The sequence below is a fragment of the Synechococcus sp. 8F6 genome, assembly GCF_002252665.1.
GTDB lineage: Bacteria > Cyanobacteriota > Cyanobacteriia > PCC-6307 > Cyanobiaceae > Cyanobium_A.
Window position 1 is genome coordinate 60,313 of sequence record NZ_NQKZ01000001.1, and the last position, 16,220, is coordinate 76,532.

At 68.7% G+C, this 16,220-nt stretch carries 18 protein-coding genes; 8 read left to right on the top strand and 10 right to left on the bottom strand.

Translation table 11 applies throughout. From position 1 onward, the window contains the following. Positions 1-25 precede the first annotated feature (25 nt). The gene (locus CJZ78_RS00335; RefSeq protein WP_094558918.1) at positions 26-2,170 is read right to left on the bottom strand and encodes a molybdopterin oxidoreductase family protein; all 2,145 of its coding nucleotides are present in this window, start codon (positions 2,168-2,170) and stop codon (positions 26-28) included. Between the two features lie 32 nt (positions 2,171-2,202). On the opposite strand from CJZ78_RS00335, the gene CJZ78_RS00340 reads away from it, so the two are divergent. Further along, positions 2,203-2,706 carry a nitrate reductase associated protein gene (locus tag CJZ78_RS00340; protein WP_094559195.1) on the top strand — a complete coding sequence of 168 codons (504 nt, stop codon included), beginning with the start codon at positions 2,203-2,205 and terminating at the stop codon, positions 2,704-2,706. An 18-nt stretch (positions 2,707-2,724) separates the two neighbouring features. Here the strand turns inward: CJZ78_RS00340 and cynS are convergent, their stop codons facing one another. Further along, positions 2,725-3,180, bottom strand: a complete 456-nt coding sequence (gene cynS / locus CJZ78_RS00345) for a cyanase (RefSeq protein WP_094558919.1) — start codon at positions 3,178-3,180, stop codon at positions 2,725-2,727. A gap of 58 nt (positions 3,181-3,238) precedes the next feature. Between cynS and CJZ78_RS00350 the strand changes: the two genes are divergently transcribed. Next, positions 3,239-3,847 carry a molybdenum cofactor guanylyltransferase gene (locus tag CJZ78_RS00350; protein ID WP_233128374.1) on the top strand — a complete coding sequence of 203 codons (609 nt, stop codon included), beginning with the start codon at positions 3,239-3,241 and terminating at the stop codon, positions 3,845-3,847. A gap of 31 nt (positions 3,848-3,878) precedes the next feature. Here the strand turns inward: CJZ78_RS00350 and CJZ78_RS00355 are convergent, their stop codons facing one another. Continuing rightward, the gene (locus CJZ78_RS00355; protein WP_094558921.1) at positions 3,879-4,298 is read right to left on the bottom strand and encodes a nucleotidyltransferase domain-containing protein; all 420 of its coding nucleotides are present in this window, start codon (positions 4,296-4,298) and stop codon (positions 3,879-3,881) included. Between the two features lie 49 nt (positions 4,299-4,347). Here CJZ78_RS00355 and CJZ78_RS00360 point away from each other — a divergent pair, with 49 nt between their 5' ends. After that, entirely contained in the window at positions 4,348-5,421 is a 1,074-nt protein-coding gene (locus CJZ78_RS00360; protein WP_094559196.1) for a GTP 3',8-cyclase MoaA, read from the top strand. A gap of 61 nt (positions 5,422-5,482) precedes the next feature. Here CJZ78_RS00360 and CJZ78_RS00365 read toward each other — a convergent pair whose 3' ends face one another. From CJZ78_RS00365 to moaB, 3 genes are all read right to left on the bottom strand, one after another. Further along, entirely contained in the window at positions 5,483-6,016 is a 534-nt protein-coding gene (locus tag CJZ78_RS00365) for an HPP family protein (RefSeq protein WP_233128375.1), read from the bottom strand. Continuing rightward, positions 6,013-8,268 (bottom strand): FdhF/YdeP family oxidoreductase, encoded by a 2,256-nt coding sequence (locus CJZ78_RS00370; RefSeq protein WP_369802000.1) that lies wholly within the window; start codon positions 8,266-8,268, stop codon positions 6,013-6,015. Before CJZ78_RS00370 ends, CJZ78_RS00365 begins: the two co-directional genes overlap by 4 nt. Positions 8,269-8,341: 73 nt before the next feature. Further along, on the bottom strand, positions 8,342-8,866 hold the full coding sequence (gene moaB, locus CJZ78_RS00375) for a molybdenum cofactor biosynthesis protein B (protein WP_094558923.1): 525 nt from the start codon (positions 8,864-8,866) through the stop codon (positions 8,342-8,344). A 67-nt stretch (positions 8,867-8,933) separates the two neighbouring features. Between moaB and CJZ78_RS00380 the strand changes: the two genes are divergently transcribed. Next, positions 8,934-9,194: a MoaD/ThiS family protein gene (locus CJZ78_RS00380; RefSeq protein WP_094558924.1), complete on the top strand. Its 261-nt coding sequence runs from the start codon at positions 8,934-8,936 to the stop codon at positions 9,192-9,194. Beyond that, a complete protein-coding gene (locus CJZ78_RS00385) occupies positions 9,157-9,663 on the top strand; it encodes a molybdenum cofactor biosynthesis protein MoaE (RefSeq protein WP_094558925.1) in 507 nt (168 codons plus the stop codon). Before CJZ78_RS00380 ends, CJZ78_RS00385 begins: the two co-directional genes overlap by 38 nt. Before the next feature lie 9 nt (positions 9,664-9,672). Here the strand turns inward: CJZ78_RS00385 and CJZ78_RS00390 are convergent, their stop codons facing one another. Genes CJZ78_RS00390 through moaC form a run of 4 tightly spaced genes read right to left on the bottom strand, consistent with a single transcriptional unit; the run spans position 9,673 to position 12,023 of the window. After that, the gene (locus tag CJZ78_RS00390; RefSeq protein ID WP_094558926.1) at positions 9,673-9,954 is read right to left on the bottom strand and encodes a plasmid stabilization protein; all 282 of its coding nucleotides are present in this window, start codon (positions 9,952-9,954) and stop codon (positions 9,673-9,675) included. Then, positions 9,951-10,220, bottom strand: coding sequence for a prevent-host-death protein (locus CJZ78_RS00395; protein WP_094558927.1), 270 nt, complete (start codon positions 10,218-10,220; stop codon positions 9,951-9,953). Before CJZ78_RS00395 ends, CJZ78_RS00390 begins: the two co-directional genes overlap by 4 nt. Before the next feature lie 44 nt (positions 10,221-10,264). Then, positions 10,265-11,515: a molybdopterin molybdotransferase MoeA gene (locus CJZ78_RS00400; RefSeq protein ID WP_094558928.1), complete on the bottom strand. Its 1,251-nt coding sequence runs from the start codon at positions 11,513-11,515 to the stop codon at positions 10,265-10,267. Continuing rightward, positions 11,508-12,023, bottom strand: coding sequence for a cyclic pyranopterin monophosphate synthase MoaC (gene moaC / locus CJZ78_RS00405; RefSeq protein ID WP_255373937.1), 516 nt, complete (start codon positions 12,021-12,023; stop codon positions 11,508-11,510). The genes CJZ78_RS00400 and moaC overlap by 8 nt, the downstream gene beginning before the upstream one ends. Positions 12,024-12,130: 107 nt before the next feature. Between moaC and CJZ78_RS14150 the strand changes: the two genes are divergently transcribed. From CJZ78_RS14150 to ppk1, 3 genes are all read left to right on the top strand, one after another. Continuing rightward, positions 12,131-12,613, top strand: coding sequence for a hypothetical protein (locus CJZ78_RS14150; protein ID WP_094558930.1), 483 nt, complete (start codon positions 12,131-12,133; stop codon positions 12,611-12,613). A gap of 70 nt (positions 12,614-12,683) precedes the next feature. Then, the gene (locus CJZ78_RS00415) at positions 12,684-13,958 is read left to right on the top strand and encodes an MFS transporter (RefSeq protein ID WP_094558931.1); all 1,275 of its coding nucleotides are present in this window, start codon (positions 12,684-12,686) and stop codon (positions 13,956-13,958) included. A 36-nt stretch (positions 13,959-13,994) separates the two neighbouring features. Next, a complete protein-coding gene (gene ppk1, locus CJZ78_RS00420) occupies positions 13,995-16,139 on the top strand; it encodes a polyphosphate kinase 1 (RefSeq protein ID WP_094558932.1) in 2,145 nt (714 codons plus the stop codon). The last annotated feature ends 81 nt before the right edge of the window (positions 16,140-16,220 follow it).

A 16,220-nucleotide genomic window follows, 5' to 3' on the forward strand; every position in this document is an offset into this window, starting at 1 on the left:
CGATCACTGGGGACAAGATCGAAATTCAGGCGGGGGCCAGCGCCACCGCTGCCCCCTTCAGTTCGGGCTGCTTGGAGATCGGGCAGCCCAACTCGTGCATCAACCGATTGGCCTCGCAGGCCAGCTCCCCCTGGGAGGCGCCCCAGTGCATGGGCAGGAACACCGTGCCCGGGCGGATGCGTGCACTGAGCTGCACCTTCACCAGCAGGGCGCCGCGGCGGGAGCGCACCTGCGCCATCCCCCCCTCCTCCAGCCCGGCCTGGGTTGCATCGTGGGGGTGCACCTCCAGCAGTGGTTCGGGGTGGGCCTTGGCCACCCGCGCCACATGGGCGGTGCGGGTCATGGTGTGCCAGTGGCCCAGCAACCGGCCCACGGTGAGCACCAAGGGATAGGCGGCATCGGGGGGTTCGGCCAAACCCAGCGGTGGATCGGCCCAGAGGCGCGCCCGGCCAGAGGGGGTGGGAAAGCGACGGCCATCGCAGCCGGTTTCGGTGTAAAGCCGCTCCTGGCCACCGCCCGGCTCCGTGCCGCCAGGAAACGGCCATTGCTGGGGGCCGTGGTCGGCCAGGAGCTGGTGGCTGAGGCCACTGCTGTCGCACAGTCGGCCGGCGGTGAGCGCCACGAATTCGGCATACACCTCGGCCGCCGTGCCGTAGTTGAACTGCTCCACAAAACCGAGCCGCCGGCCCAGCTCGGCAAAGATCGCCCAGTCGGGGCGAGCCTCACCCGGGGGCTCGCGAAAGGCGCGGCAGAGGGTGACGCGGCGCTCGGAATTCACCATCACCCCCTCCTTTTCGCTCCACTGGGCAGCCGGCAACACCAGGTGGGCCACCGCCTCGGTTTCGGTGCCGGCGTAGGCCTCGCTGAGCACCACCAGCGGGCAGCTGGCCACCGCCGCCCGCACCCGATCGAGGCTGGGCAGGCTCACCAGCGGGTTGGTGGCCGCCACCCACCAGAGGTCGAGCTCGCCCCGCTCCATCGCCTCGATCTGCTGCCACACCGCCAGGCCGGGCTCGGGCACGATCGATCCGGGCGCGACACCCCAATGGCGCTCCACCTCAGCGCGGTGCTCCGGATCGCTCACAGTGCGGTAACCGGGCAGCAGCTGGGCCAGGCCACCCACCTCGCGGCCGCCCATGGCGTTGGGTTGGCCGGTGAGCGAGAAGGGTCCAGCGCCGGGCCGGCCGATCTGGCCGCTCACCAGGTGCAGATTGCAGATCGCCGCCACGGTGGCGGTGCCCTCGCGGCTCTGGTTCACCCCCATCGACCACAAACTCAGCGCGGCTGCGGCCTCACACCACCAATCGGCCAGCTGGCGCAGATCCGCTTCGGCGATGCCGCACACCGCCGCCGCCCGGGCCGGCTCCCAGGCCCGCCAGAGCGTCTCCAGCTCGGTGAAGCCCTCGGTGTGGACCGCCACGAAGGCCTGGTCCACGCCACCCCGCTGCAGCAGCAGGTGGCCCAGCCCGCAGAGCAGGGCCAGGTCGGTGCCCGGGGCGATCGCCAGGTGCAGATCGGCGGCGTCGCTGGTGGCGGTGGCGCGCGGATCCACCACCACCAGCCGCGGCCCGGCCCCCTTGCGCCGGCGCTTGAGCAGCCGCTGGAACAACACCGGATGGCACTCGGCCGTGTTGGTGCCGATCAGCAGCACCAGGTCGGCCAGGTCGAGGTCGTCGTAGCAGCAAGGCGGACCATCGGAGCCGAGGCTGCGGGCGTAGCCCGCCACCGCCGAACTCATGCACAGCCGCGAGTTGGCATCGAAGTTGTTGCTGCCCAGGGCACCCTTGAGCAGCTTGTTGGCCGCGTAGTAGTCCTCGCAGAGAAACTGGCCGGAGCCGTAGATCGCCAGCGCCTGGGGCCCCTTGCTGGCCAGGGTGGCCTGGATGCGCTCCACCAGCAGGCTGAAGGCCCGCTCCCAGCTGATCGCCTCGAAGGGCTGGTCGGTGCGGGCGCGCCAGAGGGGCGTGGTGAGCCGGTTGTGGTGCAGGGTTTCGCCAACGGTGGCGCCCTTCACGCACACCTGGCCCAGGGACGAGGGGTGGTGGCGGTCGCCGCGGGCGGTGCAACTGCCGCCGGGTTCGGCTGGCGCTTTGAGCTCCAGGCCGCAGCCCACGCCGCAGTAGGGGCACTGGGCCCGGGCGACTGGGCTGGCGGAGGAGTCAGTTGCCATGGGGCCATTGGACCAAGGCGGAGCGTCCGATGATGGTGGCGGTTGTTACCGCGATTCCCCTGAGCTCCCCCCTGGCCAGCGCCTGCTTCGGCTTCGAGGCCGACTTCACCGCCGACCTGCGCTGCATCCCGATGGCGGTGCGGCGCAAGCTGGATCTGGCCGGCGTGAAGCTCAAGCTGCAGCACTGGAGTGAGCTGGGCGAAACCGAGCGCCAGGAGCTGCTGGCCTGGGCCGACGATGCCGCCGCCATCGAGGCGCTGCATGCGCACCTGCTGGCGCGCACCGCCGGTCTCAGCGCCGGCCAGGCCAAGGAGCTGCCGCGTCCCAGCGGGGAGCCCTGGCAGCAAAGCGAGGAGCTGCCCGCAGTGCTGGCCGCCTCCTGCACCCAGCTGGGTCTCGGGGTGCGGGCCGGCGACTGGGCAGAGCTCACCGAGCTGCAACGCTTCGCCCTGGTGAAACTCAGCCACCCCGGCCACGAACACCGCAACCTGCCGCGGGCGCTGGCCGAGTTCGGGTTGCTGGCTGAGGCGCGCTGAACAGTGGCGCCCTGAGCCTCACCACTTGCGATAAGGCAGAAACTTGCCGTTCATGGTCACCACCACCCGATCGCCCTTGGGGTCCTCCTGCTTGGCGACGGTGAGGCTGAAGTCGATCGCCGACATGATGCCGTCGCCGAACTGCTCCTGAATCACGTCTTTGAGCGGCAGGCCGTAAACCTGGAGGATCTCGTAGAAGCGATAGAGCAGCGGATCGGTGGGGATCACCGGATCGAGGGCCCCTTTGATGGGATAGGTGATGAGGGCCTCCAGCAAGGCTGAGCGCTCGGGCTCGCTCACCTGCAGAGCCTCCAGCAGGGCCTGGGCCTGATCGGCGGAAGCCGTGGCCTGGCCGTAGAGCAGGCTGGCCGTCCAGACCTCGTCCTGACCCAGGCGAGCACCGAGGTCGGCGAAGCTGAGACCGCTGCGGCGCTTGGCGTCGAGAAGAGCCGTGGTGTGGGGAGGCAGAGCCATGGAGCGATCGAAGGAGCGGCGGGACCCTATGGGGGAACGGCGACCTGCCTGGCAGCCGTTGTTACAGGGGCCCTTGCGCACCTGCCTGCTGAGCGGCGGCGAGAGCCGGCGCATGGGCCGCGACAAGGCGCTGCTGCCCCACCCTGAAGGCGGCACGTGGCTTGAGCGCACCTTGCGCCTGCTGGCCCAGCTGGAGGCGCCGATCACCCTGCTGAGCCGCCATCCGGCGCACCTGGAGCTGGCCCCGCCTCCGATCACCGCCCTCGCTGAACCGCCCCCCTGGGAAGGCCCCCTGCTGGCCCTGCACCGGTTGATGCAGCGCCACCCCGACGAGCGCCTGCTGCTCTGCCCGGTGGACATGCCGGATCTCAGCCTCGCGGCCCTGCACACTCTGCTGGCGGCGGCGACTGGCGAGGCAGATCCCACCCGACTCCACCTGGCCCATGACGGCGAGCGCCTGCAACCGCTGCTGGGCCTCTACCCGAGCAGCGCCCCAATCCGGGCTCACCTGGCCGCGGCGGTGGAGCGCGGCGAGCGGCGGCTGCAGAGCTGGCTGGCCTCGCAGCCTTGCCAGGCGGTGCCGCTGGATCCTCTTGCCATCCGCAACGTGAACCGGCCGCAGGCCGATCAGCCGATCGATTCGCCCAGCGCCTCAACCACCCGCTGACATCGATCCAACTCCGCCTCCAGCAGCGTCTTCAGCCGGCGACATAGAGCACCCGGCCCTCACGGGCCACATCGCCGAACACGTGCCAGCGGGAGCCGCTCAGTCGTTCGGCATCGGCAACGCCCGCCACCACCAGGTCGACTCCCACTCCCAGCCGACCCAGCGCCCGATCGAAGCGCTGCCAATACGCAATTTTTTCAGCGGGAGTGAGCTGGGGCTGGCGCACGATCACCGCCAGATCCAGATCCGAATCAACTCGGGCTTCCCCACGCGCCCGCGAGCCAAAGGCGATCACCGCTTGCACATCGGGCTCAACGCACAGACGCGCTAAGGCCTCGCCACACCTCTGGGGATCCAATCCTGTGCCCAAGTCCGGCGACACCTTCAACTCCTGGGGCTTGCGCCAGGGAATGGCCGGTGGGCGGAACGGCGTGGCAGCGGAAACAACCATGCCGAAACGCTACCGCCAACATCAGGACTGCAGCCATAGCGTGGCTGCCATGGCTAGCGCCACCGACCAGCTCAACCGACCCCTCGGGGTGCTGCGGCTGTCGCTCACGGCCCGCTGCAACCTGGCCTGCCCCTACTGCCTGCCCGATGGGGTGGAACCGCCTGGCCTGCTGACGCTGGCGCAGCGCCTGGCGGTGATCGAGGCGGCGGTGACCCTGGGGGCGCACAGCCTGCGGCTCACCGGCGGCGAGCCCTTGCTGCACGGCGGCCTGGAGGAACTGATCGCCGCGGTGCAAGCGCTGCGCGCCCGGGCCCCGGGAAGCCCGGGCCTGCGCGAGATCGCCCTCACCAGCAATGGCGCCCTGCTCAGCGCCGAGCGGGCCCTAAGCCTGCGTGCCGCCGGCCTCGATCGCATCACCCTCAGCCTCGATGGCACTACGGGCGCGGCAGTGGCCCGCATGGCCGGAGTCAGCAACGGCAAAGCCCTGCTGGCGAAGGTGCTGGCAGCGATCGAGCACGCCTGCGCCGCCGGCTTTGATCCGGGCCGCGGAGCGCTCAAACTCAACGCCGTAATCCAGCGCGGTGCCAATGACGACCAGCTGCTGCCCCTGGCGGCCCTGGCCCGCGAGCGGGGCCTGGAGCTGCGCCTGATCGAATTCATGGACGTGGGCAACCGCAACGGCTGGCGGCCCGAGGCGGTGCTGAGCGCCGCCGAGATGGTGGAGCGGATCAGCGCGCGCTGGCCGCTGGAGCCCCAGGGGCGCGCGGCCCACGCCACCGCCAGCCGCTGGCGCTACAAGGATCGCGAGCCAGAAGGCGGCGGCGTCCTCGCCGTGGTGGCGTCGGTGAGCGCCCCCTTCTGCGGCGACTGCAACCGCCTGCGCGTCACCGCCGACGGCATCGCCTACACCTGCCTGTTCGCCGCCCCCGGCAGCGGCCTCGACCTGCGCCCCTGGCTGCAGCCCACCAGCTCCTCAGAGGCGCTGCGCGACGTGATCGCCGGCCTCTGGAGCCGCCGGTCCGACCGCTGGAGCGAGGAACGGCAGGAGGTCTGGGCCCGCGGCACCCCCCCGGACCCAGTGGGAGCGCCCGCCCATGCGGAGATGGCCTACCTGGGTGGTTGAGATCAATGGTGGTTGAGATCAATGGTGGTTGAGATCAAACGGCCTCCACGCACCCAGAGCGTTACAGCCAGTGGTGCGGGTAGGGCAGAGCACCTTTGACCCAACGGCTGAAGACCGCGGCGATCAGCACCAACAGCAGTGAACCGCTCAGCACGGGTGTGAACACAAACGGCGGGCTGGCCCCCAGGGCCACGCCCAGAAAGGCGAGGCCCCCAGCAGGCGGATGCAAGCAGCGCAGCTGCTGACCCAGCAGCACCGTGAGCGCCACCGCCAGGGCGATCACTAGCGGCCCCTGGCCGAGCCAGGCCACCGCCACCACGCTCACCAACGCTCCCACCAGGTTGCCGAGCACGATGTTGCGCGGCTGGGCCAGGGGGCTGGCGGGATAGCCAAACAGCAGCACCGACGACGCCCCCAGCGGCGCCGCCAGCAGCACCATGCCGCTCCAGGCACTGAGCAGGCCCAGCAGGGAGAGCGCCAGCAGCGCCCCCAACCAGGTGACCGACAGATGGCGGCCCCGAAAGCGCGGCTGGTAGTCCCGCCCGCGACGCCGCTGCTCCTCCAGCCAGGTCTGCAGCATCACGATTCGCGTCATGCTCCACGCACCAGCACCGGTACCCGCTTGAAGGCCGGGGTGCCGCTTTCGGGATCGCTCACGGCCCGCATCAGCACGTTGGCCTCCGGATAAAACATCAAAGCCGCTCCGCGGCGCACCGAGCCGGGGATCAGCTCAATCCCTTCCAGCTGGCCTGCTTCGCCCTGCACGGTCACCCATTGGTGGGCCCGCAGACCACAGGCAACCAGATCCTCCGGGTTGACCAGAATCGTCTCACGGTGGGTCATGCCCCGATAGCTGTCGCCCGGTTTGTACACCACGGTGTTGTGCTGGCCGTAGCTACGGGCGGTGATCAAGCTGAGCACCAGGCCCCGCTCACAGGGGGCCAGGCCGCCGAAATGCTCCGGACTGGGCAAGGTGAGATCCGGCAGGGGCGTGGCGGCGAGTTGGGCGCGACCCGTGGCGGTGGGGAAGCGCGGCTCCTGGAACACCCGACCCGCCACCTCAAACTCCCGCTTGCTGGCATCGATGTCGGCGATCGCCCCATAGCCGGGCACGGTGCGGGCGATCAACTCGCGCACATACACGGGATCCTGCAGGCACCGCCAGTCGATCGGCTCGCTGCCGTGCAGGCGGTGGGCCAGCTCGGCCAGGAAAGCCACCTCGCTGATCAGGTCCCCACCGCGCAGGTGGGTGCGGCCGGGCTCATTGAGCCGCACCCAGTTGTTGCCCGATTCCACCGTGGTGCGATGGGGCGTCTCGAAGCGGTTGAACACCGGCAGCAGCAAGGTCTGGCGGGCGCCGAGGCCATGGAAATGGCCGGTTTTGGGCTTTGTAGCCAGGTAGGCGATCGTGTCGATGCGGCCGAGGGCGCGCTGGGCCTGGGCGCTATCGGGATTGGCGCCGAACAGATTGCCGCCCAGGCACAACAGGGTGTCCACTTCACCCCTCTCGGCCGCCTCGATCAGGGCGCGGGTGTCGTAGCCGGGGGTGCGGCTGAGCGGCCGGCCGAGCAGCTGCTCAAGTGCCAGCCGCATCGGCTCACGCAGGTGCACCGACACCCCCATCGAGCCGAAGCCCTGCACGTTGGAATGGCCGCGGATCGGCATCGTGCCCGCCCCGGGGCGGCCCACGTTGCCCGTGAGCAGGGCGGTGTTGGCGATCGCCTGCACGTTGGCGGTGCCATTGGCGTGGTGGGTGATGCCCATCGCCCAGGCGAACACCACCGCCTTGCACGCAGCCAGCCGGGCGGCGGTGTGCTCGAGCTCCTCGCGGCTGAGGCCGCAGCAGGCACTGATCGCCTCCCAGCTGGTGGATTCGATCTGCTCAAGCAACGGCTGCCAGTCGTCAGCGTGGGCCTTCACAAACGCAAGATCGATGGCGCCGCGCTCAAGCAGCGCCTTCTGGATCCCCAGAAACACCGCCGTGTCGGAACCGGGGATCGGCTGCAGAAACAGCGAGGCGATCTCACTACCACCGCCGAGCATCGAGCGGATCGGGAAGGCGGGCGAGCCGAACTTGAGCAGCCCGGCCTCCAGCACCGGATTGATCACGATCACCGTGCCGCCGCGCTCGCGCAGGCGGATCAGCTCGTTCATCAGGCGCGGATGGTTCGCCGGCGCGTTGGAGCCCACCAGCACCACGCCATCAGCGTGCTGGAGGCTCTCCAGGTTCACCATCGAGGTGCCGCTGCCGAACACCCTGGTGAGGCCGATGGTGGAGGGGGCGTGGCAGAGGTCGGAGCAGTCGGCCAGGTTGTTGCAGCCGCGGGCCCGCAGCAGCAGCTGCAGCAGGTAGGCGGCCTCGTTGGAGGAGCGGCCGGAGCTGTAGGAAGCCACCCGCGCCGGCGCCGGCGCGTGGAAGGCCTCGGCCACCAGCGCGTGCACCTCCTCCCAGCTGATCGGCTCGTAGTGCGTGCTGCCGGCGCGATGGATCAGGGGCCGATCGAGGCGCCCCAGGCGATCGCATTCGGCGGAGCTGAGCTGCTGCAGCTCGGCCAGGCTGCGACCGGCAAACACCTCAGCGGGCACCGCTGGCTGCAGTTCTGCCTGGATCGCCTCCACACTCTTGAAACAGCGCTGCAGCGGCTCGCCCAGTTCATCGCGAAAGCCGCCGTTCTGGCCGCCGGTGCCCCAGGCGCACGACAGGCAGGCGCTCTGATGGCTGAGGGTTTGCCAGAGGCGCAGACCCGTGGGCGAGAAGGTGGCGCGGGCCCAACCATCGATCAACGGCCAGCCGCCGCCGCTGCTGCCATCCTCCAAAGCCGATGGCAGATCCGACCCCGTCGGCAAACCAGTGGCTGGCGATCCAGACTCCTCAGGCGCCATGGCCACGGATGCCGGTTTCAGTGGCACGCTAGAGAGATCAGCCCTGGCCCGCCGGCTGATCCGGCGATTCCCCCAGCCGCGGCAACAGCTGCACCAGGTTGCAGGGGCGGGTAGCGGCATCGAGCTGGGCGCAGATCAAGCGGTCCCAGGCGGTTTCCACCGCGTCCAGGGAGCCCGGCAGCACGAAGATCACCGTGCCGTTGGCCACCCCCGCCAAACAGCGGCTCTGCAAGGTGCTGGTGCCGATCGTCTCGAACGACAGCACCCGGAACAGCTCGCCAAAGCCCTCAATCGTCTTGTCCAGCAGGGGAACCACCGCCTCCGGCGTGCCGTCGCGGCCGGTGAGGCCGGTGCCGCCGCTGCTGATCACCACCTGCACCGCCTCATCGGCGATCCAGCGGCTGAGTTCGGCGCGAATGCGATAACGGTTGTCGGGCACCAGTGCCCGCTCCACCAGCCGGTGGCCGGCCGCCTGAAGCCGCGCCAGCAGGGCATCACCGGAGCGGTCGTCCGCCAGGGTGCGGGTGTCAGACACCGTGAGCAGGGCGATGGCGAGGCTCAAAGCGGATCGAACAACGCGAGAGCCATCGTGACAGTGGCGCGCGGGAGCGCTAGTTAGCGTTGCGGCCATGGGTGAGCCATCGGCCGCAGGAATCCGCATCCGCCTGTTCGCAGGGCTGCAAGAGCAGGCGGGCTGGGCCGAGCGGCAGTGGACCGCAGACGCCTTGGTGGAGGCGACCCTCACCCCGCGCCAGCTCTGGCAGACGCTGCAATTGCCGGGAGAGCTGAACAGCGTGCGCGTCGCCATCAACCAGCAGTTCGCCGCGGCCGACACCCCCCTACTCCCCGGCGATGAGCTGGCTTTCCTACCTCCGATCAGCGGTGGCTGACGCTGAGGGCCTGCAGCTCAAGATCGATCTCCACTTGGAGGCCTTCGAGCCGCTCGCCTGCCTGGAGCAGTGGCAGCGCCAGCTCGCCGCCAGCGGCCCCAGCACCAACGCCAGCGCTGCCGAGAGCGTGTTCATCGGTCGAGTGCGGGCCGCGGCCGCCGATGGAACGCCCCTGCTGGCCCTGGAATTGGAGCACTATCCGGGCATGACCGAGCGCCAGCTGCAGCAGCTGGCCACAGGCTGCTGCGCGCGCCATGGGGTGGGCAGCTGCCTGGTGCAGCACCGCATCGGCCGGGTGCTGCCGGGTGAAGCGATCGTGCTGGTGGCCATCGGCGCCGACCGCCGCGGCCCCGCCCAGCGCTGCTGCCAGGAGCTGCTGGAGGCGCTCAAGCACGACGCACCGTTCTGGAAACGGGAGTGGCGCCGCGATGGCACAGGCGAGTGGCTCACGAGCAACACGCCGCTGTGAGCCTGCCCTTCAGCCCCGATACACCGTGTCATGGCTGCCGATGTCAATCGGAATCAGACGCTGGCCTTCGATCAACAACTCCAACGTGATCCTGTAGCTGATGTTGATCGACACGGAATGCAGCCCGCTCAAGCGTCCCTTCAGGGCATGCAGGCGCAAGGACGGGTGACCTGGATTGACCTCCAACAGCAACAGCGTCTTGCGGTACGCATCCCGCAACTCAGGATGGCGACGCAGGAAACGCGCGGCTCTGCGGTTGTACCGCTCGGTGAACAGGAGCGTCCAACTCAAGGCAGCTCAGCCGCCAGGGCATCCAGCCGCTGCAGGTGGGCCTCTACGGATTCTGCGATGCAACGTCCGGCCGCCACGTCGTTCCGCGTCTCCAAGAGGGCCAGTTCCAGCTCCAGATCCCGCAAGCGCTGAAACTCCTCGGCCTCCATCACCACATAACGCAAGCGGCCACGCACCGAGACGCCTGCTTCGCGCTCGTGCTCCAGCGCTCGCGTGATCGCCCCCACCCCCGCAGTCTTCAACGCATTGGCCGAGAGGATTTCCATCGCACGGTTGAGCGGCTTTCAAAGCATACGAACAACCGCACGCTTCACAGCACCGGCAACCGCAACAACTGCGCCCACAGCTCCGTGCCGGCCTCCAGGGCGCCCAGCTCCGCCGGGATCTCCAGCAGCAGATCGGCCCCCTGCAGCGAGCCGATGCGTGAGGAGGCCTGCGACCCTTCCACCCGGGCCCACAAGCCCCCGTCGGCGGCCACCACCAGCCGGGCCCGAGCCAGCTCCGGCCGGCCAGCCCCGCGCCGCAGCGCCGCCTCCAAGCGCACCTTCAGGCGCGGCAGCCGTTGGACCTCCGCTCCCTCCAGCCGTTGCAAGGCCGGCCACAGCAGCTGCAGCGCCGTGATCGCCACCGCCACCGGATTGCCCGGCAAACCGAAAAATGGCACCCCCGCCACCTGGCCCCAGGCGAAGGGCCGGCCGGGCTTGAGGAACAACTTCCAAAAACTCACCTGCCCCAGCTCCGCCACCAGGGGACGGATCCAGTCGCTGTCGCCAGCCGACACGCCGCCGGTGCTCACCACCACATCACAGCCCGCCGCCAACTCCTGAAATGCCAGCCGCAACGGCTCCGGCTGGTCGACCACCACCCGCTGATCGGCAACGGCGTAACCGAGCCGCTGGAGCAGAGCACTGAGCAGCACCGAATTGCTCTCCCAGATCTGCCCCGGCCCCCGCGCCAGCCCCGGCGGCAGCAGCTCATCGCCACTGATCAGCAAGCCGATCCGCGGCCGGCGCGTCACCTGCAGCTGCTGCACGCCGCAACTGGCCAGGCGGCCGAGATCGGCAACACCAAGCCGCTGGCCTGCTGGCACCAGCTCCTGGCCCGCAGCCGCCTCCTCGGTGGGCTGGCGAATCCAGGGGTTGGGGCCGCCGGGCTTCAGCAAGTCCAGCCGATCGCCATCCACCGCCACCAACTCCTGGGGCAGCACCCGATCACTGCCCTCGGGCACCACCGCACCAGTGAGGATGCGCACCGCTTCTCCCGTCCGCAGCACCGGCCCATAGGGCGCCCCAGCCGCGGAGGCCCCCACCAGCCGCCAGGAGCACCCAACCGGTGGCGGATCCGATCCAGCAATGGCGTAGCCATCCATGATCGAAGCGCGAAACCCCGGCACTGCAGCAGGGGCGATCACCGCCGCCGCCGTGGTGCGGCCCAGGGCGTGGCTGAGGGCGAGGGATTCGGTCGCGGCGAGGGGCTGGAGCTGCTTGAGGATCAAGGCGCGGGCCTCATCCAGCGGCAAGCCCTCGCGGCCGTAGGGCTCCGTAGCAGGCCCATCAGCCATCGTCCTGACCCCCACCACGGCGCACCCAATCCCCCCCACGCCCACCAGATTTGCGCAGCAGCCGCACCGGCCCGATCGTCATCGCCCGGTCGGCGCTTTTGAGCATGTCGTAGAGGGTGAGCAGGCCCACCTGCACGGCGGTGAGGGCTTCCATCTCCACACCGGTGGGGCCGGTGGTGCCCGCCGTGGCCTCACAGCGCAGGCCCACAGCCGAACCATCCGGCAACGGCGCCTCGGCGATCACCACCTCCAGGCAACTGAGCGGCAGCGGGTGGCAAAGCGGGATCAATTCGGCGGTGCGCTTGGCCGCTTGGATCGCCGCCACCCGCGCCACCGCCAACACGTCGCCCTTGCCGGCCCGCCCCTCGCGCACCAGCGCCAGGGCCTCCGGAGCCAGGGCGAGAAAACCTTCGGCAACGGCCTGGCGCAGCGTGGCCGGCTTGGCCGCCACATCCACCATGTGCGCCTCACCGCGGCTGTTGAGGTGGCTGAGCTGGAGGGGAGTCAACTCCGATGCAGCCATGGCCGCCTTGCAACCGACACCCAAGCATGAACCGCAGATGACAGCTGCAGCAGTGGCTCGCCCAATAACGTGAGGGTCCCTGAGCCCACGCCATGACCGCCCGCCCAGCCACCGCAGCCCTGTCGCTGCTGCTGGCCGCCGGTCTAGGTCTGCTCGCCGCACCGGAAACCCAGGCAGGCCCGCTGCTGCGCCGGGCCCAGGAACGCAAGGCCTGCCAGGAGTTCGCCGGCAAGCTCCAGGCCGCCTCCGGCAATGCCCAGCAGGCCCAACTGGTGTATCAGCAGGGGGTGCTGAAGCTGGTGGAAACCTTCGGCGAAAACCCCTGCGGCGACATCCCCGCCCCCACAGCTACTGCCCCGGCGGCAGCGCCCACTCCAGCACCGGCCACCCCCGCGGCTGCGACCACCATCCAGCCCACGAATCCCCAGCAGGCTCAAGCCTGCCAGGAGTTTGCAAGCAAGCTGCAGGGCGCCCAGGGCAACCCAGCCCAGGCCCAGCAGATCTATGCGATGGGCAGCCAGAAACTGAGCGGCATGTTTGGCCCCAACCCCTGCCCGCAGATCAAGGCCCCCTGAGCACCAGCCCCCGCCGCCGGCACCGCTCCATCCCGCACACCAGCCCCACACGCACCCGGTCGCTCCCCTCTTGTCGCTCTCCCGCCCCTCCACCTTCTTCTGCGCCTTTCTGACGCTGCTCAATGACCGGCTGGGGGAGTCGATCGTGTTCCCGCTGCTGCCGTTTCTGCTGGCGGGCTTCACCAATGACGGCCGCGTGCTGGGTCTGCTGGCGGGCAGTTATGCCATCGCCCAGTTCGCCTTCACGCCCCTGATCGGCGCCCTCAGCGACCGCTTCGGCCGCAAACCGGTGATCAGTGTCTGCGTGGCGGGCTCGGTGCTGGGCCTGGCCCTGTTTGCCCTCACCATCAGCCTGCCCTGGGCCACCCTGTGGCCCGCGGCCCAGGCTGCCGGGCTGCCCCTGGCGCTGCTGTTCGGGGCCCGGCTGATCGACGGGGTGAGCGGCGGCACCGCCGCAACCGCGAGCGCCGTGCTGGCCGACATCTCGCCGCCGGAAAAGCGAGCCAAGGCCTTCGGCCTGATCGGCGTGGCCTTCGGCCTGGGCTTCATCCTCGGCCCGGCCCTCGGTGGCCTGCTCAGCCGCCTGAACGTCACCCTGCCGCTGCTGGTGGCGGTGGCCATCGCCATGCTCAACCTGGTGCTGGTGCTCACCGTGCTGCCGGAAACCCACCCGCTGGAAGCCCGCCGAGCGATGCCGCGCAAACGGGATCTCAACCCGTTCACCGCGCTACAGCGGGTGTTCACCAACCCCCAGGTGCGGCGCCTGTGCGCGGCCTTTTTCCTCTTCTTTCTGGCCTTCAACGGCTTCACGGCCGTGCTGGTGCTGTATTTCAAGCAGGCCTTCAACTGGGGGCCCGGCCTGGCGGCGGCAGCCTTCCTCGTGGTGGGCGTGGTGGCGACGGTGGTGCAGGGCGGGCTGATCGGACCGCTGGTGAAACGCTTCGGCGAATGGCGGCTCACCTTGGCTGGCCTGGGCTTTGTCATCGCCGGCTGCCTGCTGATCCCGATGGCCACCCGCGCCAATGCCCAGCAGGTGGTGTTCAGCGCCGTGGCGGTCCTGGCGCTGGGCACCGGCCTGGTCACCCCCTGCCTGCGCAGCTTGGTGTCCCGGCGGCTCGACAGCGAGGGCCAGGGTGCCGCCTTGGGCAGCCTGCAGGGGCTGCAGAGCCTGGGCAGCTTCCTCGGCCCACCACTGGCGGGCTTGGCCTACGAAACCACAGGGCGGCAGAGCCCCTTCTGGCTGGGCATCATCCTGCTGGTGGGCGTGGCCCTGCTGGTGGCCGGCGGCCTACCGGGCCGGTCGGCAGTGGGGATGGAAGCTGGAATACACAGCTCAGACGGTTGAAATTGCTACGTTGCGCCTCATCAGGGGCGGGTTGGCATGGCGGAATCAAAGGCTGACGCGCAGGTCGCTCCGGAGCTCTACATCAACCGCGAGCTCAGCTGGCTGGAGTTCAACTCCCGGGTGTTGGCCCAGGCCCTCGACGAGCACACCCCGCTGCTGGAGCAGGCGAAATTCAGCGCCATCTTCAGCAACAACCTCGATGAATTCTTCATGGTGCGGGTGGCTTCGCTGAAGTCGCAAATTGAAGCGGGCGTCAGCACCCTAAGCGACGACGGCCTCACCGCCCAGCAACAGCTCCAGGCGATTCGCGCCAAGCTGCGGCCGCTGCTGGAGATGCAGCAGAAGCACTACCGCCACTCACTCAAAACCCATCTCGCCGACTACGGCGTTCACCTGATCGACTACGCCAACCTCAACGGCGATCAACGTGAGTGGCTGGACAGCTATTTCCAGAACGCCATCTTTCCAGTCCTGACCCCCCTGGCGGTGGATCCCTCCCACCCCTTCCCGTTCATCAGCAACCTGAGCCTCAACGTGGCCGCCCTGGTGCGCGACCCCGACTCTGGCCAACAGGAATTCGCCCGGGTCAAGGTGCCGCAGAAAAACCTGCCCCGCATCGTCCAGATCCCGCCCAACCTCAGCGGCAAACAACCCGAGCCCGTGTACACGGCCGTACCGCTCGAGCAGGTGGTGGCCTTCAACCTGGGCCTGCTGTTTCCGGGCATGCACGTGGAGGGGCACTTCTTCTTCCGTGTCACCCGCGATGCCGACCTCGAACTGCGCGACCTCGAGGCCGACGACCTGATGGAGGCCCTGGAGGAGGGCCTGCGCAAACGCCGCCGCGGCGGCGAAGTGGTGCGCCTGGAGGTGGCCGATGAGATGCCCGAAGCGGTGGTGCAGCTGCTGATGGAGGGCACCGCCGTGGAAGCCGAAGACGTCTACCGGATCAACGGCCCCCTGGGCCTCGACGACTTGATGAGCCTGTTGGCCATCCCCTTGCCCCAGCTCAAGGAAAAACCCCACAAGGGCCGCACCACGCCAGCCCTGGCGCGCACCCAGAAGGGCCAACTCGAAGACGGCTCGATCAAGGCCGAGGAGTTTGAAAGCATCTTTTCGGTGATCCGCCGCGGCGATGTGCTGCTGCATCACCCCTACGACCTGTTTTCCACCTCCGTGGAGGAATTCCTCAACCAGGCCGCCGACGACCCCTCGGTGTTGGCCATCAAGATGACCCTCTACCGCACTTCCAAGGATTCGCCTGTGGTGGGGGCCCTGATCCGGGCCGCCGAAAACGGCAAGCAGGTGATGGCCCTGGTGGAACTGAAGGCCCGCTTCGACGAAGACAACAACATCCAGTGGGCCAAGCAGCTGGAGGCTTCAGGCGTGCACGTGGTGTATGGCGTGCTGGGCCTGAAAACCCACACCAAAATCCTGCTGGTGGTGCGCAAGGAAAAGGAGCGTCTCAACAGCTACGTGCACATCGGCACCGGCAACTACAACTCCAAAACCTCCAGCCTCTACACCGACATCGGTCTGCTCACCGCAAGGCCGGAATTCGGCGCCGATCTGGTTGAGCTGTTCAACTACCTCACCGGCTTCTCCAAACAGCAGAGTTTCCGCCGGCTGTTGGTGGCGCCGGTCACCCTGCGCAACCGCATGGAGGGCCTGATCCGCCGCGAGATCGAGCACGCCCAGGCAGGCCGCGGCGGCCACATCCGGGCCAAGATGAATGCCCTGGTCGATCCGGCGATCATCGCCCTGCTCTACGAAGCCTCCCAAGCGGGGGTGACGATCGAACTGGTGGTGCGGGGCATGTGCAGCGTGCGGCCCAACCTGGAAGGGATCAGCGACAACATCAGCGTGGTGAGTGTGATCGGCCGCTTCCTCGAACACTCACGCCTGTTCTGGTTTGCCAATGGCGGCGAACCTGAAATGTTCATCGGTAGCGCCGACTGGATGTCTCGCAACCTGGACCGGCGGGTGGAAGCCGTTGCTCCCATCGAAGATCCACGGCTGCGGCATCAGCTTGAACAGGTGCTCGAGCTCTACCTTCAGGACACGGGTGCCTGGCACATGGACAGCCAGGGACATTTCAGTCAGCGTCAGCATGCTGGTGATCCAAACCTCGCTCAACAGCAAATGGTGCGTCGCTGGCGAGGCGGCTTGGCAGCCGCCAACTGATGCTGCAAAAGCACAGGCATCCGTGCTAATCGGCAGCAAACCATACAGGAATTCTTCCAAATCAAACCGTTGCAGCATGCG